Origin of the sequence: Luteimonas saliphila (genome assembly GCF_016774335.1) — a bacterium.
GTDB classification, from domain to species: Bacteria; Pseudomonadota; Gammaproteobacteria; order Xanthomonadales; family Xanthomonadaceae; genus Luteimonas; species Luteimonas saliphila.
The window spans coordinates 165,763-190,779 of sequence record NZ_JAETWA010000026.1 but is presented as its reverse complement, the minus strand read 5'-3'; the positions used below and the strand labels follow the sequence as shown (position 1 = coordinate 190,779).

At 69.5% G+C, this 25,017-nt stretch carries 18 protein-coding genes; 8 read left to right on the top strand and 10 right to left on the bottom strand.

The genetic code is table 11. The features are described 5' to 3' along the window. The 4 genes from JMO03_RS06610 to JMO03_RS06595 form a co-directional block, all read right to left on the bottom strand. On the bottom strand, positions 1-1,017 hold the full coding sequence (locus JMO03_RS06610; protein ID WP_202841729.1) for a cupin-like domain-containing protein: 1,017 nt from the start codon (positions 1,015-1,017) through the stop codon (positions 1-3). Then, complete coding sequence (locus JMO03_RS06605) at positions 1,001-1,717, bottom strand: SapC family protein (RefSeq protein WP_202841726.1); 717 nt, start codon at positions 1,715-1,717, stop codon at positions 1,001-1,003. Before JMO03_RS06605 ends, JMO03_RS06610 begins: the two co-directional genes overlap by 17 nt. Positions 1,718-1,854: 137 nt before the next feature. Continuing rightward, a complete protein-coding gene (locus JMO03_RS06600; protein WP_202841723.1) occupies positions 1,855-4,833 on the bottom strand; it encodes a TonB-dependent receptor in 2,979 nt (992 codons plus the stop codon). Positions 4,834-5,355: 522 nt separating this feature from the next. Continuing rightward, positions 5,356-6,366: a LacI family DNA-binding transcriptional regulator gene (locus JMO03_RS06595; RefSeq protein WP_238345945.1), complete on the bottom strand. Its 1,011-nt coding sequence runs from the start codon at positions 6,364-6,366 to the stop codon at positions 5,356-5,358. Between the two features lie 274 nt (positions 6,367-6,640). Between JMO03_RS06595 and JMO03_RS06590 the strand changes: the two genes are divergently transcribed. Then, positions 6,641-9,235 carry a glycoside hydrolase family 3 protein gene (locus JMO03_RS06590; RefSeq protein ID WP_202841719.1) on the top strand — a complete coding sequence of 865 codons (2,595 nt, stop codon included), beginning with the start codon at positions 6,641-6,643 and terminating at the stop codon, positions 9,233-9,235. A 419-nt stretch (positions 9,236-9,654) separates the two neighbouring features. Here the strand turns inward: JMO03_RS06590 and JMO03_RS06585 are convergent, their stop codons facing one another. Continuing rightward, positions 9,655-11,094 (bottom strand): glycoside hydrolase family 30 protein, encoded by a 1,440-nt coding sequence (locus tag JMO03_RS06585; protein WP_202841717.1) that lies wholly within the window; start codon positions 11,092-11,094, stop codon positions 9,655-9,657. A gap of 222 nt (positions 11,095-11,316) precedes the next feature. Between JMO03_RS06585 and JMO03_RS06580 the strand changes: the two genes are divergently transcribed. From JMO03_RS06580 to JMO03_RS06570, 3 genes are all read left to right on the top strand, one after another. Beyond that, positions 11,317-14,088, top strand: a complete 2,772-nt coding sequence (locus tag JMO03_RS06580) for a TonB-dependent receptor (RefSeq protein WP_202841715.1) — start codon at positions 11,317-11,319, stop codon at positions 14,086-14,088. Positions 14,089-14,183: 95 nt separating this feature from the next. Further along, positions 14,184-14,897, top strand: a complete 714-nt coding sequence (locus JMO03_RS06575; RefSeq protein WP_202841713.1) for a glutathione binding-like protein — start codon at positions 14,184-14,186, stop codon at positions 14,895-14,897. Between the two features lie 167 nt (positions 14,898-15,064). After that, a complete protein-coding gene (locus JMO03_RS06570) occupies positions 15,065-17,341 on the top strand; it encodes a S9 family peptidase (RefSeq protein ID WP_238345967.1) in 2,277 nt (758 codons plus the stop codon). Between the two features lie 27 nt (positions 17,342-17,368). On the opposite strand, the gene JMO03_RS21055 is transcribed toward JMO03_RS06570, so the two are convergent. Beyond that, positions 17,369-18,070, bottom strand: a complete 702-nt coding sequence (locus JMO03_RS21055; RefSeq protein ID WP_202841709.1) for an ElyC/SanA/YdcF family protein — start codon at positions 18,068-18,070, stop codon at positions 17,369-17,371. Positions 18,071-18,187: 117 nt separating this feature from the next. Here JMO03_RS21055 and JMO03_RS06560 point away from each other — a divergent pair, with 117 nt between their 5' ends. From JMO03_RS06560 to JMO03_RS06545, 4 genes are read left to right on the top strand one after another with little or no spacing between them, the layout of a single operon-like run. After that, complete coding sequence (locus JMO03_RS06560; protein WP_202841707.1) at positions 18,188-19,393, top strand: beta-ketoacyl-[acyl-carrier-protein] synthase family protein; 1,206 nt, start codon at positions 18,188-18,190, stop codon at positions 19,391-19,393. A 2-nt stretch (positions 19,394-19,395) separates the two neighbouring features. Then, positions 19,396-20,169, top strand: a complete 774-nt coding sequence (locus JMO03_RS06555; RefSeq protein WP_202841816.1) for a beta-ketoacyl synthase chain length factor — start codon at positions 19,396-19,398, stop codon at positions 20,167-20,169. Next, the gene (locus JMO03_RS06550) at positions 20,162-20,995 is read left to right on the top strand and encodes a glycosyltransferase family 2 protein (RefSeq protein WP_202841705.1); all 834 of its coding nucleotides are present in this window, start codon (positions 20,162-20,164) and stop codon (positions 20,993-20,995) included. The genes JMO03_RS06555 and JMO03_RS06550 overlap by 8 nt, the downstream gene beginning before the upstream one ends. A gap of 34 nt (positions 20,996-21,029) precedes the next feature. Then, on the top strand, positions 21,030-22,667 hold the full coding sequence (locus JMO03_RS06545) for an NAD(P)/FAD-dependent oxidoreductase (RefSeq protein ID WP_202841703.1): 1,638 nt from the start codon (positions 21,030-21,032) through the stop codon (positions 22,665-22,667). A gap of 58 nt (positions 22,668-22,725) precedes the next feature. Here JMO03_RS06545 and JMO03_RS06540 read toward each other — a convergent pair whose 3' ends face one another. The 4 genes from JMO03_RS06540 to JMO03_RS06525 all read right to left on the bottom strand — a co-directional run bounded on the left by JMO03_RS06540 (position 22,726) and on the right by JMO03_RS06525 (position 24,976). Then, complete coding sequence (locus JMO03_RS06540) at positions 22,726-23,205, bottom strand: hypothetical protein (protein WP_202841695.1); 480 nt, start codon at positions 23,203-23,205, stop codon at positions 22,726-22,728. Between the two features lie 76 nt (positions 23,206-23,281). After that, positions 23,282-23,701: a DUF1801 domain-containing protein gene (locus JMO03_RS06535; RefSeq protein ID WP_202841693.1), complete on the bottom strand. Its 420-nt coding sequence runs from the start codon at positions 23,699-23,701 to the stop codon at positions 23,282-23,284. 28 nt (positions 23,702-23,729) lie between these two features. Then, entirely contained in the window at positions 23,730-24,449 is a 720-nt protein-coding gene (gene fabG, locus JMO03_RS06530; RefSeq protein WP_202841691.1) for a 3-oxoacyl-ACP reductase FabG, read from the bottom strand. 98 nt (positions 24,450-24,547) lie between these two features. Then, complete coding sequence (locus JMO03_RS06525) at positions 24,548-24,976, bottom strand: hotdog family protein (protein ID WP_202841689.1); 429 nt, start codon at positions 24,974-24,976, stop codon at positions 24,548-24,550. Between the last annotated feature and the right edge of the window lie 41 nt (positions 24,977-25,017).

The window sequence follows — 25,017 nt, the reverse complement described above, 5'->3', positions numbered from 1 at the left end:
TCAGCGGTTCAGTCGTTGCAACAGGCGCGCGCGCAGGTCGCGGGCGCGGGATTCGTCGAGCGGGTCCAGCACGCGCCGCGCATGTTCGGGAATGTGCCCGGCGGTCGCTTCGCCCGGTTCGAATACGTAATGACGGAACACTTCCTGCCAGGTCTCGCGCTGCTCCGGCGGCAGCTCGCGCAGGGTCATGATCGCGTACATCAGCGTGTTCATCGGCGTGTCCATCCAAGCCGGCACGTCGCGCCACCAGTAGTTGACCAGCACGTTGAACGACTCAAGCGCCTCCATGTGGTGCCACCACATGCTCGGGATGAAGACCGCGTCGCCGGGTCCGAGTTCGGCGACCTGCGCGTGCCGCATCGCTTCGGCGAAGCGCGGGAAGCGTGCGAGGTCTGGCGCGGCGAAATCGACCAGGCTCACCGGCTGACCGGCGGGCGTGAAATCGAGCGGACCGACATAGAGGTTGGCGAGCTGGTCGGGCGGGAACAGCGTCACCCGCCGGCGCCCGACCGCGACGCAGGCGAGGTTGTGCGGCAGGTCCTGGTGCGCGGCGATGCGGGTGCGATTGCCGATCCAGATGCTGGCCAGCGGGTCGCGTCCGTGCAGGGCGATATCGTTCTCGGCGCGGAAGCCGGGCAGGAAGGTATCGATCGTGGTCGAGGCGACGTAGATCGCCGGCGGCGCCGCGACGTCGGCGTACTTGCGCAGCGTATCCAGCGCGACCGCAAGCGGCACCTGCTCGCGACGGAAATTGAAGTCCGTCATGTCGGCGTTGTAGAACACGCGCCCGCCGGCCTCCGGTGGCGCCACCGTGGCCGCGACCGGCATCGTGCCGTGGTCGAAGCGCTTGAGGTAGTCGATCGCCGCACCCGGCGACGCGCGACCGGCGCGCACCAGTGGCCAATCGCGGGCCAGGCCACGCAGGACCGCGGGGCGATGGCCATGCAGCAAATCGTCGGAAAGCGCGCCTGGATCCGCGCCCGCGACCTCGGCGATGGGCTCAGCGGCCGTCAGCATGGCGCCGGTTGGTGCGATCGATGAGGTCGCGCAAGCGCGACACCGAGGCGATCACCATGTAGATCGGCAGCAGGTGTCCGTCCCGCGAGAGCTGCTCCAGCGCCGCGCCGTCCAGCGCCTGCAGGCGGTCCTCGTCGAGGGTGTGGAACCCGGCCAGGCGGTGTTCCGTGCCATCGTCGAGGCGCACGTCCAGTACGAACGGCTCCAGCAAGGCATGTTGCTCCAGCGAATCGAAGAAGGCCGGCGTCGCGACGATGCCATCGTGCAACGCGAGCAGGACCGCACTCGCCCGATCCAGCAATGCGGTGGTGCCGCCGTGCGCGACGAACAGTGCTTCCCCGTCGTCCTCGCTGGCCTGGCAGACGCGCGGGTGCGCGAGATCGACGTGGACCAGCCGCTCCCCACCCGAGATGCCGATCAGGAAGGGATGACGCTGCATCGACAGGGGGATGTATGCCGCATCCCAGCGATCGCCGTCCAGGAACAGGTTGCTGCCCTCGCGCAGCCCGAACAGCGCCAGCGGCTGGAAGCCGCCGGCCGCATCGCGGCGGAATACGATCGGGTAGTGCGCCTGGACGTTGCGGAACTCGTCGGGGAACGTCAGCGCGCACATCACCGCGTCGCCGAGGTGCGCGCCATGTCCGGTACGCACCCGCAGCCCGCGGTGGTCGACATTGTTGAGCAGGACGTGTTGACTCATCGGCTGGCGCGCCTCGCGCTCCGGATCCGGCGTGCGGCCATCGTGCCCGATCGGGCGGCGCGGGGAAAGGAACGGGCCAGTGGCGATCCACCGGCCCTTTTCCCGCGACGTACCGCTCGCGCCGCACGGACCCGTGGTCAGAACTTGTAGCGCACCCCGAACATGTAGCGAGGGCCGGTCTGGGTAGCGAACCGCACCATGTTTTCGTGACGGGCGTGGGTGCGCATCGTCTCGTCGGTGAGGTTGATCCCTTCCAGGCTCAGGATCAGGTTCTCCGACACCTGGTAGCTGACGTTGACGTCCAGCTGGCCGTATTCCTCGACGTAGTTCGGGTTGGGCCCCTGCCCTCCGACGCCGCTGAAGAACTCGTCGCGCCAGTTGTAGGCCGCACGCACCTGCCAGTTATTCGCGTCGTAGAACGCCACCAGGTTCGCCGAGTCGCTCAGGCCCACCATCGGGTACTGTTCGCCGAGGCTGGTGTCGTCGAACGTCAACCCCGAGTCCACCATGGTGTAGTTCGCCGCCACGCCGAAACCGCTGTCGCCGAACAGGTGCTGGACGTTGAACTCCCAACCGTCCACCTTGTCGGAACGCTGGTTGGCGGGCACGGAGATGTTGAACCCCGCGATCGGATCGCCCGGCTGGCCGGTGATCGTACCGGCCGCGACGTCGACGCCGGGATCGCCCGCGTGGTTGGCGAAGATGTAGTTGCGGATGCAGTCGCCGTCCGTCGCCAGGCAGCCTGCTGCGAGGGCATTGTTCCAGTACGCGCCGCCCACAGGTGTGCGCAGCGCGAACGGTTCCTCGCGGACGATGGTGTCGCTGATGAAGTTCTTGATGTCCTTGCGGAAGTAACCGACGGAGAAGTAGCTGCCTCCACCGTAGTACCACTCGAAGGACAGATCGTAGTTGTCCGACTTCAGCGGTTCCAGTGACGGATCGCCGCGGCTGCCGTCGCCGCCGTTGATGCGGACCACGTTCGCCAGCTGCTGGCCGCCGCGGATCGCGCCCCAGCCCGGCCGGCCGATGGTCTGGCTGTAGCTGCCGCGCAGCACCATGTCCTCGCTGATGTCGAGCTTCAGGTCGAGATTGGGCAGGAGGTAGTCGTACTTGCCTGTCGCGCGCGAGAACTCGCGCTCGGCCGCGTAGTCGACGTACAGCTCGTTGGCCGCGACCCAGGTGATGGTTTCGCCGACGCGAACCAGCGCGTCCGATTCCACTTCCGTCTCTTCGTAGCGCACGCCCAGCGCCACGTGCAGCGGCATCGCGTCGCCGAAGGTCGAACTCCACTGCAGGTAGGCGCTCTTCGACTTCTCGGTCGTGCGCATGTCGTCCGTGAATTCCTGCGGCATCTCGTAGCAGCCGGTGCAGCCGGTGGTGGCGATCGCGGCCTGGCGCAGACGCTCGAAATCGAACACAAGGAAGCGGTCGGTCCACATCGGGTTGCCGCTGTTGCCGAAGGCCTCGAAGTAGCGCGACATGTTGTCCGCGTACCAGATGCTGTCGTCGTAGTCCGCCGGGGTACCGGCGCCGCCCCAGCTGTCCTGCTGCATCACGGCGGCTGCCGAGCGGTTGCGCACCTCGGTCAGCGACACGCCGAAGTCGAGCCCGGAGTAATCGCCGAACTCGAAGCGGCCGCTGCCCTGGAACTGCTCGACCTCGGATTTGTTGTAGCTGTTCTGGAATACCGACCCGGTCACGACGGCCTGCGAGGCCTCGACCTGGCTGATGCCGTCGGGCAGTTGCACGTTGACGATCGGGATCTCGCCGCTGTAGTCGACGGTCGTCGTTCCACGGATGAAGGCCGCGACGCCGAGCACGCCGGCCGAGCCCAGCGGGCTGTCAGGCTTCGATTCGGAGTCCGAGCGATGGTAGTCGAAGTCGAGGGCGAGCGCGTCATTGACCTCCCACTCGACGTTGAAGCCGAGCGAGTCGCCCTTGGTGCGCGTGGCGAGCTGCATGCCGCCCATCGACAGGTCCGAGCCGGTCATGTCCTCGGAGTAGACGATCGGTGCCGCGACCGGGCCATCGGTCCAGGAACTGTCGCCGGGCCCGTAGTTGAACCACACCGAGAGCTCGCTGCGCTGTTGCTGCACCTTGTTCTCGATGTAGTTGTAGTCCAGCGTCGTGGTGACGTTGTCGGTCGGTGCCCACTGCAGGGTGACCATGCCGTTGGTGCGCTGGCGCTGGACGCCGTTGACGCTGTAGCCGGTGTTCTGCGGCCGTGCGTAGAGATCGTCCAGTCCGGGCCGGTTCTCGACCCGGTCGTAGTACGACTCGCCCGGCAGCGGCAGGCGCTGCCAGCTGTTGGCGTCGTCGCCCAGGAACGTCAGCCAGCCATCCGCCACCGAGGCCTGGTTGAAACCCGAGTTGCGCTCCTGGATGCTGCCGGCTAGCGCGATGCCGAAGCGGCCGTCGGCGTAGGTCTGGCTGAAGATGCCGGACATCTCGCCGCTGAAGTCGCTGCCCTGCAAGGTCCGCGGCAGACGCTGGTTGGATTCGTCGTAGACCGATTTCAAACCGACGCTGACGACCGGCTCGGCTTCCAGCGGGCGCGCCGTGCGCACGTTGATGGTCGCGCCGATGCCACCGGTCGGGTGGTCGGCGCGGCCCGTCTTGTACACCTCAACCGCCGAGATCGACTCGGAGGCGAGGTTGGCGAAGTCGAACGAGCGCGAGGTGGACGCGCCGGCACCGCCCGGACCGAGGTTCGATGCCGGCATCTGCCGGCCATTGAGCAGGACCAGGTTGTAGTCGGGACCGAGGCCGCGGACGGTCACCTTGGACCCCTCACCGCTCGAGGTGCGGTCGATCGAGACGCCGCTGATGCGCTGCAGCGATTCGGCCAGGTTGGTGTCGGGGAACTTGCCGATGTCCTCGGCGACGATGCCGTCGACCACGCCCTGCGAATCGCGCTTGAGGTTCATCGACGATTCCAGGCTCGCGCGGATGCCGGTGACGACGATCGCGTCGAGCGTGTTTGGATCCTCCGCTTGCGCGGCGGACGCAGACGGGGGCGTGTCTTCGACGGTTTGTGCCGCGAGCGGCGGAGCCAGCGCGAGAAGCAGCGCGGACGTCAACAGGCGCCGCTTGGGCGCTGCGTGCGTGTATTTCATGAACCTTCCCTCTCCCAAGGTCGTCACGAAAGCGAGTCGAGTTGTGATGCCGCGAACAAGCGTCGGGCGCGGGCATTAGGATTGAAGCTGACAGCGTTGTCAACCGCCAATTGGAGTGGTACCGCTAACCTTTTCGAGCACTGCATTTGCGCAGCCCAAGTACGTCATGCGCGGGTCAATTCATGGCGCTTGCGTGTCGTGTGATGTCGCGTGTGACCGCGTACAGGCTCGCGCACGGCGCCTGCACGCTTGCACGGCACGCTGCAGACGGGGGCGATGAGGACGGGAGCATTCCGGCGCGACCGCAGGCTGCGCTCGTCAGGCCGGATCGATGCGACAGACAAAAAGCGTCAGGTCGGCGCGTTGCATTCCTTAGAGTTCATCGCGTTGGTCGTGTCGTCGCGGTCGGCGCGCGTACGCGCCTCTGCCGCGTGCTGGCCAGTCGCCTCTGCCGAAGCCGCGCGATGCGGTCGAGCGGATCGAACCCGGCAATGGGCGCCCTGCCCGGCGGCGAGGCGGCTCTCAGTTCCGCCTGGGACCAGTGGAACGCCGCAGTTGCAGCGTGTAGGGCACCGTCACCAGTCCGCCCTCGTCGCGATCGCGGATCGCCTTGAGCAGTTCCAGCCCGGCCAGACGCCCCATCTCGCGGGTCGGCTGGCGCACGGTGGTCAGGGTCGGATAGATGTGGCGGGCGATCGGGGTGTCGTCGAAGCCGCACACCGACACGTGCCTGGGTACCGACAGCCCGCGTTCGCAGATCGCGCCGATTGCGCCGGCCGCCATGTCGTCGTTGGCGGCGAAGATCGCGGTCGGCGGATCGGGCAGGTCGAGCAGGCGGTTGGCGGCGGCGAAGCCGGAGTCGTAGGAGAACTCGCCCTGCACCACCAGCGATTCGTCGGGGTCGAGGCCGGCCTGCGCCAGTCCGTCGCGGTAGCCGGCCAGTCGCCATGCGCTCGCGCCATGCGCGGCATGGCCCTTGATGTGGGCGATGCGCGTGTGCCCGAGCGAGACCAGGTGCGCGATCATCTCACTGACCGCGCTGCGCTCGTCGACTACCACGCCGATACGGCGGTTGGACTCGGTCGGCGAGATGCTCGACCAGGGGATGTCGAGCTCGTCCAGGCGCGCGAGCAGCGCGGCGTCGTCGGTGATCGGCGGGGTCAGCACCACGCCATCCAGACGCGACTGCAGCACCAGCGACTCGACCTTGGAGACGATGTCCTTGGCGTCGTAGACCAGCGGCGCCAGCATCAGGTTGTAGTGCTGCGCCTGGCAGGCGTCGAGCACGCCGAGCTCGACCTCCATCAGGTAGTTGCTCGACGGGTTGTCGTACAGCATCGCCACCAGGTACGACTTGCGTCCGGCGAGCACGCGCGCCGATGGATGCGGGCGGTACTGCAGGCGCTCGACCACCGCGCGCACGCGCTCGCGGGTCGCCTCGGAGACGTTGGGCTCCTCGTTGAGCACGCGCGAGACGGTCTTCATCGACACGCCCGCTTCCGCCGCCACATCCTCGATCCGCACACGCGCCATGGGTCTGCCGGTCCTGTCCGCGAAGCCTGCGGATTCTGCCAGAGCGCCGTCGTTCCCGGTCCCGGGGCCTGGAATAGACATGCACGGGTCGCCCGCCGCCTTGCCTTGCGGTGCCATTCGCCAGCCTCCCGGACGCGCGATCCCGCTTGTGCTGTGCAACAAGCTTCGTCGGCGCAGACCGGGTATGGTGCACATTCTGACAACGCTGTCATGCGGCGACGCGCCATTGCGTGCTGCTCGACCGCCGATACTTCGAACCCACGGAACCGCCTCCATGAGCACACCCCGCGCCTTCCCGACCTTCTCGCGCCTGGGCGCCGGCCTCGCCGCCGCGCTGCTGCTGGGCGCATGCAGCGGCGACCGCCCGGCCGCCGGAACCGGTGCTGCGAGTCCCGCCGACGCCTCGGCCGCAGATGCGGCGACGGCTTCCGTCGACCCGGCGAACTGGCCGCAACCTGCGTGGCCGTTCGCCGACGACGCGGACCTGGAACGGAAGGTCGATGCGCTGCTCGCCTCGATGACGGTGGAGGAAAAGGTCGGGCAGATCATCCAGGGCGACATCGGCAGCATCACCCCCGACGACGTGCGCAAGTACCGGCTCGGCTCGATCCTGGCGGGCGGCGGTTCCGATCCCGGCGGCAAGTACAACGCCAGTCCGGAGGAATGGCTGGCCCTGGCGGACGCGTTCTGGGAAGCCTCGATGGACACCAGCGGCGGTGGCAAGGCGATCCCGGTGATCTGGGGCATCGACGCCATGCACGGCCAGAGCAACATCGTCGGCGCCACGCTGTTCCCGCACAACATCGGCCTCGGTGCGACCCGCAACCCGGAACTGCTGAGGGAGATCGCGCGCATCACCGCGATCGAGACCCGCACCACCGGCATGGAATGGACCTTCGCGCCCACCGTCGCGGTGCCGCAGGACGACCGCTGGGGCCGCGCCTACGAAGGCTATTCGGAGAATCCGGAACTGGTCGCCAGCTACGCCGGCGTGTTCGTCGAGGGCCTGCAGGGCAAGCCCGGCACCCCCGAGTTCCTCGACGACCACCACGTGATGAGCTCGGTCAAGCACTACCTGGGCGACGGCGGCACCGGCAACGGCAAGGACCAGGGCGACACCGTGGTGAGCGAGGCGCAACTGCGCGACATCCACGCCGCCGGTTACGTGCCGTCGATCGCGGCCGGCGCACAGGCGGTGATGGCGTCCTACAACAGCTTCCACGGCGAGAAGATGCACGGCCACAAGCCGCTGCTCACCGACGTGCTGAAGGGGCGGATGAACTTCGGCGGCTTCATCGTCGGCGACTGGAACGGCCACGGTCAGGTGCGCGGCTGCAGCAACACCGACTGCGCCCAGACCTTCAACGCCGGCCTCGACATGGCGATGGCACCCGACAGCTGGAAGGGGATGTACGAGTCCACGCTCGCGCACGTGAAGTCGGGCACGCTGCCGACGGAGCGCCTCGACGACGCGGTGCGCCGCATCCTGCGGGTGAAGTTCCGCGCCAACCTGTTCGAGAAGCCCAAGCCCTCCGAACGAGCGCTCGGCGGCAGGTTCGAACTGCTCGGCGCGCCGGAACACCGCGAGGTCGCGCGCCGCGCGGTGCGCGAATCGCTGGTGCTGCTGAAGAACCAGGGCGGGATCCTGCCGCTGTCGCCGAAGTCGAGCGTGCTGGTCGCGGGCGACGGCGCCGACAACCTCAGCAAGCAGTCCGGCGGCTGGACGCTGACCTGGCAGGGCGATGGCACCACCCGCGCGGACTATCCCAACGCCGATTCGATCTGGGAAGGTGTGAAGGCCCAGGTCGACGCGGCCGGCGGTCGCGCCGAACTGGCGGTCGACGGCGCGTATACGCGCAAGCCGGATGTCGCGATCGTGGCGTTCGGTGAGGAGCCCTACGCCGAGTTCCAGGGCGACCTGTCGAACCTGATGTTCAAGTCGGGCAAGTCCGGCGACCTCGAGCTGATCCGCAAGCTCAAGGCCGACGGCATCCCGGTGGTCGCGGTGTTCCTCAGCGGCCGTCCGTTGTGGCTCAACCGCGAAATCAACGCCGCCGACGCCTTCGTCGCCGCATGGCTGCCCGGTTCGGAGGGCGGCGGCGTCGCCGACGTGCTGCTGCAGGGCGCCGACGGCAAGCCGCAACACGATTTCAAGGGCAAGCTGAGCTTCTCCTGGCCGCGGCGCGCGGACCAGTACGCCAACAACCACGGCCAGGCCGGCTACGACCCGCTGTTCGCCTTCGGCCACGGCCTGACCTATGCCGACAACGGCGATCTCGCCGCGCTGCCGGAGGACGCAGGCATCGACGCTGACGCAGCCTCCGGCAATACCTGGTTCGAACGCGGCGTGCCGACCACGGGCTTCACCCTGCGCCTGGTCGGCGCGGACGGCACCGCCATGGACGTCGTGCACCCGGCGGCGAAGACCGGCGACGGTTCGCTGGAGATGAGCGCCGTCAATCACGAGGTGCAGGAAGGCGCGCGCCTGTTCGCGTGGACCGGCAACGCCACCGTGCAACTGCTGTCCAACGAGGCGCTGGACCTGACCCGCGAGACCAACGGCGACGTGCTGGTGGTCGCGACGCTGCGTGTCGATGCGCCGCCCGCAGACGGCAAGACGACGCTGTCGGCCGGCTGCGGCGAAGGCTGCCGCGGCGAGGTGGAGATCGGCCAAACGCTGGCGAACCTGCCGCGCGGCGAATGGACGCGCGTGGCCGTGCCGCTGAAGTGCCTGCGCCTGCATGGCGCGGACACGGGCAGGCTCGACGTGCCGTTCGAGCTGACCGCGGGCGCCGGCAGCCGGATTGCACTGACCCGCGTCACCGCCAGCACCGACTTCGACCACAAGCTCGACTGCCCGACGAACTGAAGGCTTCCTCCGCCGGGACGTGCCGATCGGTTGATCGGCCGTCCCGGTCTTTTGTTCCGGGCCACTGCTTTGGCATGCGGGCTGCACGAAGGGATTGTTCAGCCAACCCGGGTGCCCGAGTGTGTCGTCCCGAGCGCAGCGAGGGATCTGCCCGTGCCGCTCGCCCTACTGCTCCGGCCCGCAGATTGCAGGAGCGCCTCCGGACGCGATCGCTGCACGGCCCCGTCGAACGTGCGTTCGCGGCTGAAGCCGCTACGGGATGAGGGCCGAATCAATGGATGACTGTTCCCCCGACAAAGCCGAGAGCTTTCACCATCTCCCGCGGGCGCTGGTGAGAGCGGATCAATCCGCGAACGGGGATCGCTCGCCACGCTCGAGATGACGACAGGCGGGAGCGAGCGGGCCTGCGGGACATCATGCTAGTGGCCCCCCGGATGCCAGCGGAACGTCGCCACGCTCTTGGCCGGCATCGTGTACGCGAAGGTCCGTCCCCCGTCGCCGACCGTGATCGTCCGCGGTGCATCGCCTGAATTGCTGGCGACCAGCACGCGCGAGCCGTCGTCGACGTTCTCGAAGGCGACGTTGTCGATCCCGTCGTCGGTGTCCGTGGAGGCGATCCGCCAGGCGTCGCGGCGCACGAAGCGGCTGGCGTGGGCCAGTGCGTAGTAGTCGTCGGTCCGCGTCACCGCGCCGGTCATGGAGTCGATGGTGACGATGCCGCGGCAGGTGTCGCAGCCGCCGGCGTGCGGCTCGCCGTTCTCGTCGAGTGCGAGGTTCCAGAACAGTACGCCGCGCGCCCAGTGGCGCGTTGTGCCGATGACCAGCGTGCGCGCCTGCAGCGTCAGCCCGCCGCTGCGCACCGGCTCCCAGTCGCCGCCGGAGCACTCGGTCATGTAGACGTCCTTGTCCGGGAACGCGTCGCGCACCGGCGCCTGCGCCGACACGTGTCCGCCGTAGCAGTGCCAGGCGACGGCGGACACGTGTTTCGACGCGGCGGGATCGGCCAGCACCGCGAGCGGCTCCTGCGGCTTGTCCCAGTTGTGATCCCAGTCGAAGATCTGCAGGTGCGGGCGACGGCGGTCGCGCAGCGGGCCGAGGTGGTCGCCGATGAAGCGCGCGCGCTCGGGCGCGTTGAAGCGCATGCCGGGATAGTCTTCCGGCTCGTGGTCCGGTTCGTTCTGCACCGTCAGTGCGAAGATCGGGATGCCTTCGTCGGCGTAGGCGTCGACATAGCGCAGCAGGTAGCGCGCGAACGCATCGTAGTACCGCGGCAACAGGCGGCCCTTGACCAGCGAGCCGCTGTCCTTCATCCACGCCGGCGCGCTCCACGGCGAGGCCATGACCCTGAGTTCCGGGTTGATCGCCAGCGCCTGGCGCGTTACCGGCACCACGTCTTCGAGATTCGGCGCGATGCTGAAATGGCGCAGCTCCAGGTCCGGAGCGCCGTCCGGCGGATCGTCGAGGCTGTAGTGGCTGCGCGAGAAGTCCGAGGCGCCGATCGTCAACCGCACGAATTCGAAGCCGACGCCATCGCCGTCGCGGCCGAACAGCTCGCGCAGAAGGGCCTCGCGCTGCGCTTCACCCATGCGATGGCGGATCAGCCATGCGGACGAGTCCGTGATCGAGGCCCCGAATCCGAGCATGCGCTGGTGGCGGGTCCGGGCGTCGACCTCGATGTCCACGCCGGCGCCATCGGCAGCCGTGGTCGCCAGCGTCGAAGGAGACAGGGCCAGCCGGCGGTCGGCGGTCGTGGTCCAGACCTCGACGAGGCCGGCATCCGGCGTCGGCCCACCGGACGGCGTCGCGCATGCGACGGGCAGGCACGCGTAACATGCCAGAACCGCGCTTCGCAACAGCATCGCAATGCGCTCCGCCGGCGCGCAACCTGCATGCTGCATCGCAATGCCTGCTGCTGAACGGAACCATGTAACGCGATGTAACGATTTGTCGAAAGGCGACATGCTGATGGCTCCATCGAATTGCGTTGACAACGCAGCGGCACATCGCTACGACAACGCTGTCAGTTCCTTGGAGAGGGAATGCTAATGCACGTTTCATCATCCGGCCTTTTCGTTTATGCCGTGTCGTCGCCGAACCCGCGCGCACCGCGACGCCACCGACTCGTCCTCGGCTGCCTCGCGGCCATCGCCTGTTCGGCCGTCGCGTACGCGCAGGACGCGCAGCAGCAGGAAGAGCCACCGCCGACGCCGGCCGCGCAGCAGCCGACCCAGCTCGACGCGGTCCGCGTCACCGGCATCCGCCGCAGCATCGCGACCTCGGTGGAAACCAAGGCCGAGTCGACCTCGATCGTCGAGGCGATCAGCGCCGAGGACATCGGCAAGCTGCCCGACGTCAGCATCGCCGATTCGATCTCGCGGCTGCCGGGCCTGGCGACGCAGCGCGTCGACGGCCGCTCGCAGGTCATCAACATCCGTGGCATGTCCGAGCAGTTCGCCGGCACCCTGCTCAACGGCCGCGAACAGGTCAGCACCGGCGACAGCCGCGGCGTCGAGTTCGACCAGTATCCGGCGGAGCTGATCAACGCGGTGACCGTCTACAAGACGCCCGACGCCTCGTTGATCGGCCAGGGCCTGTCGGGCACAGTCGACCTGCAGACGATCCGGCCGCTGAGCCTCGGCGAGCGCCGCATCGTGTTCGGCGGCCAGTACGAGGCGAATTCGCTGGGCGGCCTCAGCGACGACGGCAGCGACAAGGGCTACCGCGCCAGCGCTTCGTACGTCGACCAGTTCGCCGACGATACCGTCGGCCTCGCGCTGGGTGTGGCGCGCATCAACTCGCCATTCCAGGAGGAGCACTACAAGGCCTGGTGGTGGGCGGACATGGATGCGGTGGACTGGGGCGACCCGGAGCAGCCCGGACGCCCCGCCAACGCGATCGCGCTGCAGGGATCGGAAGGCTGGGTGAAATCGCGCGACCTGCAGCGCGACGGCGTGATGGGCGTGCTCGAGTTCAAGCCCAGCGACGCCTTTCACAGCATCCTCGATGCCTACTACTCCCGCTTCGAGCAGGACGAGGTGATGCACGGCACGATGTGGAGCAACGACCCGTGGGCGCCGGGCGGCGGCGTGTCGTACTCCGGCGCGCAGACCACGCCGTTCGAAGGCTACCCGGTGGTGACCAGCGGCACGCTCGAAGGCGTGCAGCCGGTCGTGCGCAACGACGACAACCGGCGCGAAGACACGCTGCTCTCGGTCGGGTGGGCGAACACCCTCCGCTTCGGCGAGGTCTACACCCTCAGCACCGACCTGAGCTACTCCCGCGCCGAGCGCGAGCAGTCGGTGCTGGAACTGTACGCGGGCCGGCTGGGCGGCCAGAGCATCGGCTTCGATATCCGGCCGGAATCCGGGTTCAACCGTTACGCGCTGCCGGACATGTCGGATCCCGCCGCGGTCTACCTGAGCGATCCGCAGAACTGGGGTCACGACGGACGCATGGAGGATTCGTTCCAGAAGGACACGATCAAGGCCGGGCGGGTCGAGCTGAACCGGCTGGTCGAATCCTCCGACTTCCTGCGTAGCTACGATGTCGGCTTCAACTACAACCGCCGCACCAAGGAGAAGGTGGCGACGGTCTACTTCGCCGACCTGCCCGACGAGCGAGCGCCGACGCTGGTCGATCCGTCGCTGCTCCATTCGCCCGCATCGCTGGGCTTCGTCGGCATGGGCAGCCTGCTGAGCTTCGACCCGCGCCAACTGCTCGGTCGCTATTACGACGTCTACGTCAGCGAGAGCAACGACGACCTGCGCAAGGATTTCGTCGTCGAGGAAACGGTGAAGACCTTCTACGCCAAGGCCAACCTCGATATCGACGTGAGCGACAAGGTGCGCGTGCGCGGAAACGTCGGCGTGCAGTACATCCGTACCGAGCAGCAGTCCACCGGCTTCAATGCCAACAACGAGACCGTGGTCGGCTCGCAGACGCTGGGCACCAGCTACGGCGACATCCTGCCGAGCATGAACCTGGTGACCGAGTTCGGCGGCGGCTGGGCGGTCCGCTTCGGCGCGGCGAAGACGCTGATGCGCCCGCCGATCAACTACCTCAGCGCCGACAGCAGCGCCGCGGTCAGCACCACCGCGCCGTTCGTCTGGTCGGGCAGCGGCGGCAACCCCACGCTCGAGCCGTATCGCGCGTCCGCCTACGACCTGTCGCTCGAACGCTACTTCGGCGAGGGCAGCTACGTGGGCCTGGCGCTCTTCTACAAGGACCTGGAAACCTACATCTACCGCCAGAACTTTCCGGACTGGGATTTCAGCGCTTACGACCCTGACGGGCAGACCCCGATCTCGGACTACGGCAACTACAGCACCTGGGCCAACGGCACCGGCGGCTACATGCGCGGCGTGGAGCTGAGCGGGGCGATCTCCGGCGATGCCCTCCATTCCGCGCTGGACGGTTTCGGCGCGCTGCTCAACGTGTCCTACACCGAATCCTCGATCGATCCCGACCCCAACGACGACTCCGCCGGCACCGACACCATCCCGGGGCTGTCGAAGATCGTCGCCAACGCCACCGTGTACTACGAGAAGCACGGCTTTTCCGCACGTCTGAGCCAGCGCTACCGCGACGGCTACCGCGGAGAGTACAGCTCGCTGTTCGGCCAGCGCCAGTACCGCTTCACCCTCAGCGAACGCACCCTGGACCTGCAACTGGGCTACGACTTTCCGGAGCGCAGCCCGCTGACGGGCCTGTCGCTGCTGCTCCAGGTCAACAACCTCACCAACGAGCCCTTCCGCACCGAGGTCAGCGAGAGCACCGGGACGGGCCTGTTCTTCCCCGAGGAGTACACCGAGTACGGACGCCAGTACATGGTCGGGTTCCGCTACGCGCTCTGAGCCCCGACGATACGCAACACAGCGGACCGCCACCGGTGCGGTCCGTCGTGTCGCCGACGCATAGACTGGCGGCTCCCCGCACCAGGAACGCCGCCATGATCGATCTGTACTACTGGCCGACGCCCAACGGGCACAAGGTCACGCTGCTGCTTGAGGAGCTCGCCGAGGCCGGGGCGAAGCTCGAGTACGCGATCCGGCCTGTCGACATCGGCAAGGGCGACCAGTTCGAGGCGGATTTCCTCGCGATCTCGCCCAACAACAAGATGCCCGCGATCGTCGACCACGCGCCGGTCGACGGCGGCGCGCCGATCAGCGTGTTCGAATCCGGCGCGATCCTGCTCTATCTCGCCAACCGGACCGGGCGCTTCTTCGGCGACGACGTGCGCCGCAAGGTCGAGGTCAACCAATGGCTGATGTGGCAGATGGGCGGCCTCGGCCCGATGACCGGGCAGTACGGCCACTTCCACGTCTACGCGCCGGAAGACATCGCCTACGCCAAGACGCGCTACGCCAACGAGGCGAACCGGCTGCTGGGCGTGCTCGACAGGCGTCTTTCCGGACGCGCCTTCGTCGCCGGCGACGGGTACACGATCGCCGACATGGCCATCTACCCGTGGGTCAACGCGTACGACAAGGCCCCCATCGACATGGCGCCCTATCCCGAGATTCGGCGCTGGCATGCCGCGATCGCGGTACGACCGGCCACGCAGCGCGCGTATGCGCTGGCGAAGCAGGTGAATCCGGAGGCCGGCAAGCCGATGGGCGACGAAGAGAAGAGGCTGCTGTTCGGCATCGAGCCGAAACGCTGACGAATCGCGTAGCCCGGATAAGCGAAGCGCATCCGGGGCAAACGTCGTAGGGGAAGCGGTTCCCCGGATGCGCTTCGCTTATCCGGGCTACATGGAATGCACGGGGCTTCTACAATGGGCGAGAAGCCCGACGGATGTCGTCCATGCGCCTGACCGCCCTGCTTGCCATGACCCTGATCGCGACCTCCACACACGCCGCGCCGGCGCCGACCCCCGCCGGTGGCAGGCTCACCCTCGAAGCCATCACCGGCGACGCCCCGCTGTCGGGGCCGACCCTGATGAAACCGCAGGTCGCGCCCGACGGTTCGCGGGTCACCTTCCTGCGCGGCAAGGACGCCGACCGCAACCAGCTCGACCTGTGGGAGTACGACGTCGCCAGCGGGCAGACGCGGATGCTGGTGGATTCGCGCGTGGTGCTGCCCGGCACGGAAACGCTCAGCGACGAGGAAAAGGCGCGGCGCGAGCGCCAGCGCATCGCCGGGCTCTCGGGGATCGTCGACTACCAGTGGGCGCCGGATTCGCAGCGCCTGCTGTTCCCGCTCGGCGGCGAGCTGTACCTGTACGACCTGGCGAAGTCCGGTCCCGATGCGGTACGCAAGCTCACCGACGGCGAGGGGTTCGCCACCGATCCCAAGCTCTCGCCGAAGGGCGGGTACGTCAGCTTCGTCCGCGAGCGCGAGCTGTGGGTGATCGACCTCGCCTCCGGTCGCCAGGTTCGGCTGACGCACGACGCCAGCGACACCGTGGCCAACGGCGTCGCCGAGTTCGTCGCGGACGAGGAGATGGATCGCCATACCGGCTACTGGTGGGCGCCGGACGACTCGGCGATCGCGTTCGCGCGCATCGACGAATCGCCGGTGCCGCTGGTGCGCCGCTACGAGCTGTACCCCGACCGCACCGAGATGGTGGAACAGCGCTATCCCGCGGCCGGCGAGGCCAACGTGCGGGTGAAGCTGGGCGTGATCGCGCCGCGGCACGGCGCCACGCCGCGCTGGATCGACCTCGGACCCGAGCAGGACATCTACCTCGCCCGCGTCGACTGGCGCGACCCGCGACGGCTGACCTTCCAGCGCCAGTCGCGCGACCAGAAGCGTCTCGACCTGGTCGAAACCACGCTCGCCACCGGCGCCCAGCGCACGCTGGTCAGCGAAACCTCGCAGACCTGGGTGCCGCTGCACCACGGCCTGCGCTTCCTCGACGATGGCCGCTTCCTCTGGCAATCCGAACGCGACGGCTTCGAGCACCTGTACGTCGCGTCGGAGGACGGTTCCACCCTCGTGCAGCTCACCGAAGGCGACTGGCCGGTGGACGCGCTGCTGGCGGTGGACCAGGCCCGCGGGCTCGTCTACTTCAGCGCCGGCATGCGTACCACCCTGCCCGGCGTGCGCACCGACAACCTGTTGCCCGGGCCCGCCGCCGCGCCGACCGAACGCCACGTCCACGTGGTGCCGCTGGACGGCGGCGCGATCTCGACGCTGTCGCAGGAGCGCGGCATCCACAACGCCAGCTTCGCCCGCAACGCCAGCGTGTACGTGGACAACTGGTCGAATACCGCGACCCCGCCGCAGGTCGACCTGCACCAGGCCGACGGCGCGAAGCTCGCCACCCTGCTGCCCAACGACCTCGACGATCCGCAGCACCCCTACGCGTCCTACCGCGCCGCGCACAGGCCGACCGAGTTCGGCACGCTGGTCGCCGCGGACGGTCGCACGCTGTTGCATTACAGCGTGATCAAGCCCGACGGCTTCGATCCGTCGAAGCGCTACCCCGTCGTCGTCTACGTCTACGGCGGGCCCGCCGCGCAGACCGTGCTCGACGCCTGGCCGGGGCGCACCGACGCCTTCTTCAACCAGTACCTCGCGCAATCGGGCTACGTGGTGTTCTCGCTCGACAATCGCGGCACGCCGCGGCGCGGCCGCGAGTTCGGCGGCGCGCTGTACGGCGTGCAGGGCACGGTGGAAGTGGACGACCAGCGCCGTGGCGTGGCCTGGCTGCGCGCGCAGCCGTGGGTGGACGGCGAACGCATCGGCGTGCACGGCTGGTCGAACGGCGGTTACATGAGCCTGATGCTGCTCGGGCGCGCGCCCGGCGACTACGCCTGCGGCGTCGCCGGGGCACCGGTCACCGACTGGGCGCTGTACGACACCCACTACACCGAGCGCTACATGGACCTGCCCGACGCCAACCCGGAGGGCTACGACGCAGCGCGGGTGCTGGCGCATTCGAAGGACATCCGCCCGGGCGCGCTGCTGCTGATCCACGGCATGGCCGACGACAACGTCCTGTTCACCCACTCCACCGCGCTGATGAGCGACCTGCAGCAGCGCGGCACTCCGTTCGAACTGATGACCTACCCGGGTGCCAAGCACGGGCTGCGCGGCCAGGATGCGTTGCATCGCTATCGGCTTGCGGAGGCCTTCCTCGCCCGCTGCCTGCGGCGCTGAGGATCGCCCGTTGCCGGACGGACGCCGTCAGCTGATCCGCGCGAGCATCCGCTGGTGGCCGATCAGGCGCGCCCAGCGCGTCCCGACGTCCACCCAGCACACGTAGGCCGCCTCGCCAGCGAGGCGCCACAGCGTCGCGGGTCGCCACGAGAACGTCGGCTCCGCCGCGCACAGCTCCCAGCGCAGGCCAAGGTTGCGCGCGAACAGCGCGCAGCGCGCCAGGTGGTAGCGGCTGCTCAGCAGGGTGACGGGGCGCGGCGGGTCGACGCTGTCGCGATCGCGTTCGAGCAGGGCCCGGGCGTTGCGCAGGTTCTGCAGGGTATCCCGGGAGCGGTCTTCCAGCACCAGCGGCGCATCGGCGGGAACGCCCATGCGCACCAGCGCGCTGCACGCGAGCGCGGCCTCGCTCGGCCCCCCGTCCGGTCCGCCGCCCAGCAGCAGCATCCGCTGCGGGGGTCGCGCCGACCACAGCGCGGCCGCACGCGCCAGGCGTGCGCTGAAATCCGCATCCGGCCTGCCTCGGGGTGCGTGCTTGCCGAACAGCAGCACGCTGTGCCCGTCCGCCGGTTCGCAGGGCGCCGACCGCGCGACGCGCAGCACATGCGCCAGGTAGCCCAGGTAGAGCAGGCCACCACTGGCCGCGCAGGCCGCCGCCGCGACCGCGAGCGAATGCAGGATGTCGCGGTCGGCCAGCAGGCCGACCTGGTGCGCAAGGCGCGAACGGGACACGCGGCAGCTTCCGTCGACACGGTCGGGAATGCGAAGTCTAGCCTCACCGGCGCCTCGCTATACTCGGCGCCCCCGACCCGGACCCCTTGCGTGCCCCAGCCGTCCCCGCCGCCCCCGATGCCCCCAGTCGCCCTGCGTGCGTTCACCGCCACCACGGCGGTGGGCCGGGGGACTGCGGCGCAGGCCGCGGCGCTGGCTGCCCGGCGCGGCGGACTGCGTCGCAACGATTTCGGCGCATCGCCACTGCCGACCTGGATCGGACGCGTCGACGGCCTCGAGGACAGCCCCCTGCCCTCCGCCCTGGCGAAGTGGGAGTGCCGCAACAACCGCCTCGCCTGGCTGGCGCTGCAGCACGACGGCGTGCTGGCGGCGCTGGCGGCGCTGGAGAAGCGCCATGGCGCGGAGCGGATCGCGCTGGTCGTCGGCACCTCGACCTCCAGCATCGGTGCCAGCGAGGAAGGCTACGCCCGCGCCGGCACCGACGCCGGCGGCTCGCCGTGCATGCCCGCCGACCTGCAGCGGTCGATCGTGCACACCCCGCATTCGCTGGGCGACTTCCTGCAGCACGCCACCGGCCTGCGCGGGCCGTGCGTGACGGTGGCCACCGCATGCTCGTCGAGCGCCAAGGTGTTCGCGCAGGCGGCGCGGCTGATCCACACCGGCGTCGTCGACGCGGCGCTGGTCGGCGGCGTGGACACGCTGTGCGGCAGCGTGCTGTTCGGCTTCAACGCGCTCGGCCTGGTATCGGCGCAGCCGTGCCGGCCGTTCGACGCGGAACGCGACGGACTGTCGCTGGGCGAGGCCGGCGGCTTTGCCGTGCTCGAACGGCTGGCGTCCGGCGAGGACGCGCCGCTGCAACTGCGCGGCTACGGCGAATCCAGCGATGCGCACCACATGTCCGCTCCGCATCCGCAGGGCCTGGGTGCGAGCCTGGCGATGCGCGATGCGCTGGCGCGCGCAGGCATCGACGCCGCGCAGGTCGGCTACCTCAACCTGCACGGCACCTCGACGCCGGCCAACGATGCGATCGAGGCGCGTGCGGTGGCCGACATGTTCCCGGACACGCTGCACGCGAGTTCGACCAAGGGCTGGACCGGGCACACGCTCGGCGCCGCGGGCATCGTCGAGTCGGTGTTCGCGCTGCTCGCGCTGCGCGACGGGCTGTTGCCGGGCATCCTCAACAGCGCCGCGCCCGATCCCGGCTGCGGTCCGCAGATCCGCTTCGACAATGCGCAGCGCGCGATCGCGTTCGCGATGAACAATTCGTTCGGCTTCGGCGGCAACAACTGCTCGCTGGTGTTCGGCAGAGGCGGCGACGCGTGAGCGTGCTGTCCGCGAGCATCGCCGGCATCGGCTACTGGAGCGATGGCCTGCCCGACTGGGCGGCCGCGCGCGCTTTCACGACCGGCCGTGCGCTGCCGCAGGAGCCGGCGACGCGGCCGGCACCGCAGCTGCTCGCACCGAACGAGCGCCGTCGCGCGCCGCCGTCGGTGCTGGTCGCGCTCGAGGTCGCGCTGGCCGCCTGCCGCGACGCCGCGCGCGATCCCGCGACGCTGCCCTCGGTGTTCGCCTCGACCCACGGCGACCTGGGGATCATGGATTACATGTGCGAAACGCTGGCGCGCGCGCCCACCGAGATCTCGCCGACGAAGTTCCATAACTCGGTGCACAACGCCGCCGCCGGCTACTGGACCATCGGCAGCGGCTGCATGCGCACGACCACCGCGATCAGCGCGTATCGCGCCACCTTCGCGCAGGGGCTGCTCGAGGCGATGGTGCAGCTGGCGACCGACGCCGAGGCGGTGCTGCTGGTCGGCTACGACACGTCCGCGTCCGGCCTGCTGTCGACGATGACCCGCAGCGAAGGCCTGCTCGGTGCGGCCCTGGTACTCACGCGCGACGGCGCCGGGCCGCGCCTGTCGGCGGCCCTGCGCGACGGCGACGCGGCCACGGGCAGCGGCCCGCTGGCCATGCGCGCGCAGGCCAATGCGATGGCGCCGATGCTGCCGCTGTTCGACGCATTGGCGGGCGGCGGGCTCCACGCGATGCTGCCCGCCGGACCGGGCCGCTCGCTGGCGCTGGACATCGCGCATGGCTGAGCAACCGACCCTGCATCGCGGCAACGTGGCGGTGGTGATCCCGGCGCTCGACGAGGCGCTGCGCATCCGCGGCGTGGTCGAGGAAGCGCTGGCGCATGCCGACTTGGTGATCGTGGTCGACGACGGCTCCGACGACGACACCGCCGCGATCGTGTCCGCGCTGCCGGCGACCCTGCTGCGCCATCCGCACCGCTCGGGCAAGGGCCAGGCGCTGCGCACCGGCTTTGCCGAGGCGTTGCGGCGCGGCATGGCCGCAGTGGTCACGATGGACGGCGACGGCCAGCACCGTGCCGCGGACATCCCGCGCCTGATCGCCGCGGCGAACGCGCGTCCGCGCAACGTCGTCAACGGCGCGCGCCTGCGCAAGCGCGACACCCAGCCCTGGTACCGCCGTCTGGGCAACGACTTCGGCGACTGGGGCATCGCCTGGGCCTGCGGCTTCCGCCTGCTCGACAGCCAGAGCGGGCAGCGGCTGTATCCGGCTCCGGTGGTCGCGCTCGGCGACGTGCCCGGCGAGGGCTTCGTGTTCGAGGCGCAGATCCTGATCTCGGCGGCGCGCCGGCTCGGCTACGGCGTGGTCTCGGTGCCGGTGGAAACGCGCTACGCGGTCGCGGGATCGGACGAGCAGTTCCGCCACAGCCACTTCCGCCTGTTCCGCGACCTCTACCGCATCACCGCCCACGTGGTCGGCCAGGTGGTCGCGCAGGGCCACCTGCTGCGCCAGTACCGGCGCGCGCGCGCGCGGCCGCCGGTGATCTTCGACCCGGACGCATCGGTCGATGCGACCGGTGCGGCCGTGAACGCCCTCGCCGGTCGCGTGCGGTAGTCTCGCAGTCCCCGCCCGCCGCCCACGAGGCGCCATGTCCCGACTCCCCGCGCTCCGCACCGACGTCGCCATCCTCGGTGGCGGTCTGGCCGGCCTGACCCTGGCGCTGCAGCTGCGCCAATCCGTGCCGTCGCTGTCGGTGACCGTCGTCGAGCGCCGCGGGCACCCGGTGCGCGAGGGCGCGTTCAAGGTCGGCGAGTCCACGGTCGAGATCGGCGCGCATTACTTCGCCGACGTGCTCGGACTGCGCGAACACCTGGAAACCGAGCAGATCCGCAAGTTCGGCTTCCGCTTCTTCTTCTCCGAGGGCAGCCATGCGATCGACGACTGCACCGAACTGGGCGTGAGCCAGCTGCTGCCGACGCCCTCGTGGCAGATCGACCGCGGCCGTTTCGAGAACTTCCTCGGCGAGCGCGTCCGCGCACTCGGCGTCGATTTCCGCGACGGCGCGGTGGTGCGCGGGCTCGAGCTTGCGGAAGGCGACGAAGCACACGTGGTGACGATCGAGCAGGAAGACGCGACGCAAGCGCTGCACTGCCGCTGGGTGGTGGACGCCAGCGGCCGCGCCGGCCTGCTCAAGCGCAAGCTCGACCTGGCGATGCCCAACGACCACGATGCCAACGCGGTGTGGTGGCGGGTCGACGGCTTCGTCGACCCGAACACGTGGTCCTGCGACCCGGCCTGGCTGCAGCGCTGCGATCCGCCCGACCGCTGGCGCTCGACCAACCACATGTGCGGGCCCGGCTACTGGTTCTGGCTGATCCCGCTGGCCTGCGGCGCGCATTCGCTGGGCATCGTCTGCGACGCGAAGATGCATCCGCTGGAGACGATGAACACCCACGCCAAGGCGATGGACTGGCTGCGCCGGCACCAGCCACAGGTGGCCGCCGGCCTCGACCAGGGCGAACACGCCCTGCAGGATTTCCTGTTCCTGCGGCACTTCTCCTACGGCGCCAGGCAGGTGTTCTCCACCCGGCGCTGGGCCACGACGGGCGAGGCCGGCGTGTTCCTGGATCCGTTCTACTCGCCCGGCAGCGACTTCATCGCGATCTGCAACACCTATCTCTGCGACCTGATCGCGAAGGACGCGGCCGGCAACGCGTTCGAGCCCTACGTCGCGCTCTACGAGCAGCTGTACCTGTCCTTCTACGAGAACACCCTGCCCCTGTACCAGGACCAGTACCCGCTGTTCGGCGACGAGCGGGTCATGCCGCTGAAGGTGATCTGGGACTACACCTACTACTGGTCGCTGCTGGCGCCGCTGTTCTTCGCCGGCCGGCTGACCGACCTCGCCACTCTGGGCCGCCTGCGCCCGCTGTTCGAGCAGGCCAGCGCGCTGAACCTGGCGATGCAGCCGCTGCTGCGCGAATGGGGGCGGCGCAACGAGGGCCGCGAGACCCCGTCCCCGCGCCTGCTCGACCAGTTCCGCATCGACTGGTTCCGCGACATGAACCGGGCCCTGTCCGACACGCTCGACACCCCGGCGTTCCTCGCCCGCATCGGCGACAACGTCGCGCGCATGCATGCCCTTGCAGCGGAACTGCTGCAGCGCGCGCGCGCCGACCACCCGGCCATCGACGACTTCGGCCTCGACGCGCTGCTCGCCGGCCGCCCGGCCGGAGCCGCCTCACTGTCGCTCGACTGGTACGCGCAACAGGGCGAGGCCGCCTGATATCCCGCCTCGCAGGCGCTTGACGGGCGTGCCGCGCACGCGGCGCGCGCGCAAGGACCTACGGCGTCGCGGGCGTGGCAGGCGCCTCGGGGGCCGCTTCGACCGGCGGCGGGTTCGGCACCCAAATCGCGATGCCGTTGGCGTACTTCTGCTGCGGCGAGATGTTCACGCCGACCCCGACGCCCGAGAAGCTGCTGCCGCCGACGCGGCCACCGCCGCCGCCGACGCTGACGCCGCCACCGCCGTGGCCGTCGGCCGTGCCCTGGAACAGGATGCCGTTGGCGCCGAGGCGCGCGGCCTGTTCGCGGAGCTTGCGCAGCACCGATTCGGTCTTGTTCTGTTCGCCGTAGGTGAACGCGCCGCTCTGGACTTCCAGACGCGCGATCTCCTCGAAGCCGCCGGCCGGCGGGCCGTAGTACAGGCGCACCTGCGCCGGGTCGATCGGCGGACGCGGGGTCCCGGTGAGCACGTGCGAGGTGGAGCAGGCGGCCAGCAGCACGATGGCGGCGAGCAGGCCTGGGATGGCGAAGCGGCGCATGGCGGCGACTCCCGTTGGAATCGGGCCATGATCCGCCCGTCTTCGTGAACGGCGCGCGATCCGGCGTCGCGGCGCCTCACCCGGGGTGGCGACGGCGCATCTCCGCCACCGAGGCCCGCACCAGTTCCTCCAGCACACCCACATCCACATCGGACAGCCGCTTGAGGTACAGGCAGGACTTGCCGGTCGAGTGCCGGCCCAACCTGGCCAGCGCGCGTCGTACCCGGCGAAGCCGGACATGACGTACAGCACCAGCGCCTGCCTGCGCGGCGAGAACGACGATCGGCGCTTCGCCTTCGTGGCCGCTGTCGTACCGGTAGCGGTAGCGGTCGAAACCGACGATGCCCGCCCCCCACATCACCGCTTCGCAGCCGGTGGCGGCCTGCATCAACCGCAGCACGGCTTCGGCATCGCCGCGGCGCTGCGCATCGGGCAACGAGGCGAGGAACCCGGCCACGCTCGCCGCTTCCGGCCGGGTCTTGGCCGTCTTCGCCATGGATCGCCTCCCGCCGCGCGGTGCGCGGTCAGCTCATGCCACCGTCGATGCCGACGACCTGGCCGTTGATGTATCCGGCGTCGTCCGAGCACAGGAACGCGACGAGGGCCGCGACCTCGTCCGGCGTGCCGGCGCGCCCGGCGGGCACCACCTGCTTGACCCGCTCCTCGGGAAACGCGGCATCGGCCATGCCGCCGGCGATCACCCCGGGGGCGACCACGTTGGCGGTGATGCCGCGCGAGCCCATCTCGCGCGCGAGCGACTTGGTCGCACCGTGCAGCGCGGCCTTCGCCGCGGCGTAGTTGCTCTGACCGCGATTGCCGAGCACGGCCGCCACGCTCGATACGCTGACGATGCGACCCCAGCGCATCCGCGCCATCGGCAACAGCAGCGGCTGGGTGACGTGGAAGAACCCGTGCAGCGAGACATCGATCACGCGCCGCCACTGCTCCGTGGACATGCCCGCCATCGGCGCGTCGTCGTGGATGCCGGCATTGTTGACCACGGCCTGGATCGCGCCGCCGGCCAGCAGCCCCTCGACGGCCGCGCCCGCGACCTCGGCGTCGGCGACGTCGAACGCGATCGGTTCGGCGCTGCCGCCGCAGTCGCGGATCTGCGCCACCACCGCCTCGGCGCGGGCGCGGTTGGCGTTGGCGTGCACGATCACGTGCCAGTGGCCGGCCGCGAGCCGCCGGCAGATCGCTCCGCCCAGGTCGCCGCTGCCGCCGGTGACGAGTGCTCGTCTCATTTCATGTCCAGTGGGAGAAAGCCCGATTATGCGGCGTTGCGGTCAACCCGGCGTGTCGGTCATCCGCAAGCGGCGCAGTCTCGTGCTGCCCGGCGCGCCTACGCGCCGAGCATCACCGTGGCGCGGCCCGTGGCGAGCACAACGTCGTCGTGGCGGATGCGGAACGCGTACTGCTGGCTGGCCTCGCCCGCGGCGAGCTGTTCGGCGTCGCATTCGATCGCACCGGGCAGCGCGTCGATGCGCACGACATGCAGGCGCAGGTCGCGCAGCGCCACCAGCATGCCCGGCCGCGCCGCACCGCCCGAGGCGCGCGCCAGCAGGCCGCCGTGCACCGCCATCGCCTGGGCGCCGTACTCGCCCAGGTGCAGCGCGCGCAGCATGCCGTCGCTGCGCAGCGGGTGCGTGCGATCGCGATGGTTCGCCGCGCGCAGGCGGATGCGCTGCGCGTCCCAGTGCAGCACTTCGTCCCACAGGCACATCGCATGCTTGTGCGGGACCAGCGCCTCGATCTCCCCGCGTCCGATCATGCCCTTCGATCCTCCCCGACGCCCTTGCAGATTGTAGGAGC

Bases quoted from the DNA above. Each gene is read 5' to 3' on its own strand.
- JMO03_RS06570 (WP_238345967.1), top strand. From the start codon at position 15,065: ATGACCCTGATCGCGACCTCCACACACGCCGCGCCGGCGCCGACCCCC.
- JMO03_RS06525 (WP_202841689.1), bottom strand. From the start codon at position 24,976: ATGATCGGACGCGGGGAGATCGAGGCGCTGGTCCCGCACAAGCATGCG.
- JMO03_RS06535 (WP_202841693.1), bottom strand. From the start codon at position 23,701: ATGGCGAAGACGGCCAAGACCCGGCCGGAAGCGGCGAGCGTGGCCGGG.
- JMO03_RS06600 (WP_202841723.1), bottom strand. From the start codon at position 4,833: ATGAAATACACGCACGCAGCGCCCAAGCGGCGCCTGTTGACGTCCGCG.
- JMO03_RS06590 (WP_202841719.1), top strand. From the start codon at position 6,641: ATGAGCACACCCCGCGCCTTCCCGACCTTCTCGCGCCTGGGCGCCGGC.
- JMO03_RS06575 (WP_202841713.1), top strand. From the start codon at position 14,184: ATGATCGATCTGTACTACTGGCCGACGCCCAACGGGCACAAGGTCACG.
- JMO03_RS06540 (WP_202841695.1), bottom strand. From the start codon at position 23,205: ATGCGCCGCTTCGCCATCCCAGGCCTGCTCGCCGCCATCGTGCTGCTG.
- JMO03_RS06610 (WP_202841729.1), bottom strand. From the start codon at position 1,017: ATGCTGACGGCCGCTGAGCCCATCGCCGAGGTCGCGGGCGCGGATCCA.
- JMO03_RS06545 (WP_202841703.1), top strand. From the start codon at position 21,030: ATGTCCCGACTCCCCGCGCTCCGCACCGACGTCGCCATCCTCGGTGGC.
- JMO03_RS06560 (WP_202841707.1), top strand. From the start codon at position 18,188: ATGCCCCCAGTCGCCCTGCGTGCGTTCACCGCCACCACGGCGGTGGGC.
- fabG (WP_202841691.1), bottom strand. From the start codon at position 24,449: ATGAGACGAGCACTCGTCACCGGCGGCAGCGGCGACCTGGGCGGAGCG.
- JMO03_RS06585 (WP_202841717.1), bottom strand. From the start codon at position 11,094: ATGCTGTTGCGAAGCGCGGTTCTGGCATGTTACGCGTGCCTGCCCGTC.
- JMO03_RS06595 (WP_238345945.1), bottom strand. From the start codon at position 6,366: ATGGCGCGTGTGCGGATCGAGGATGTGGCGGCGGAAGCGGGCGTGTCG.
- JMO03_RS06550 (WP_202841705.1), top strand. From the start codon at position 20,162: ATGGCTGAGCAACCGACCCTGCATCGCGGCAACGTGGCGGTGGTGATC.
- JMO03_RS06605 (WP_202841726.1), bottom strand. From the start codon at position 1,717: ATGAGTCAACACGTCCTGCTCAACAATGTCGACCACCGCGGGCTGCGG.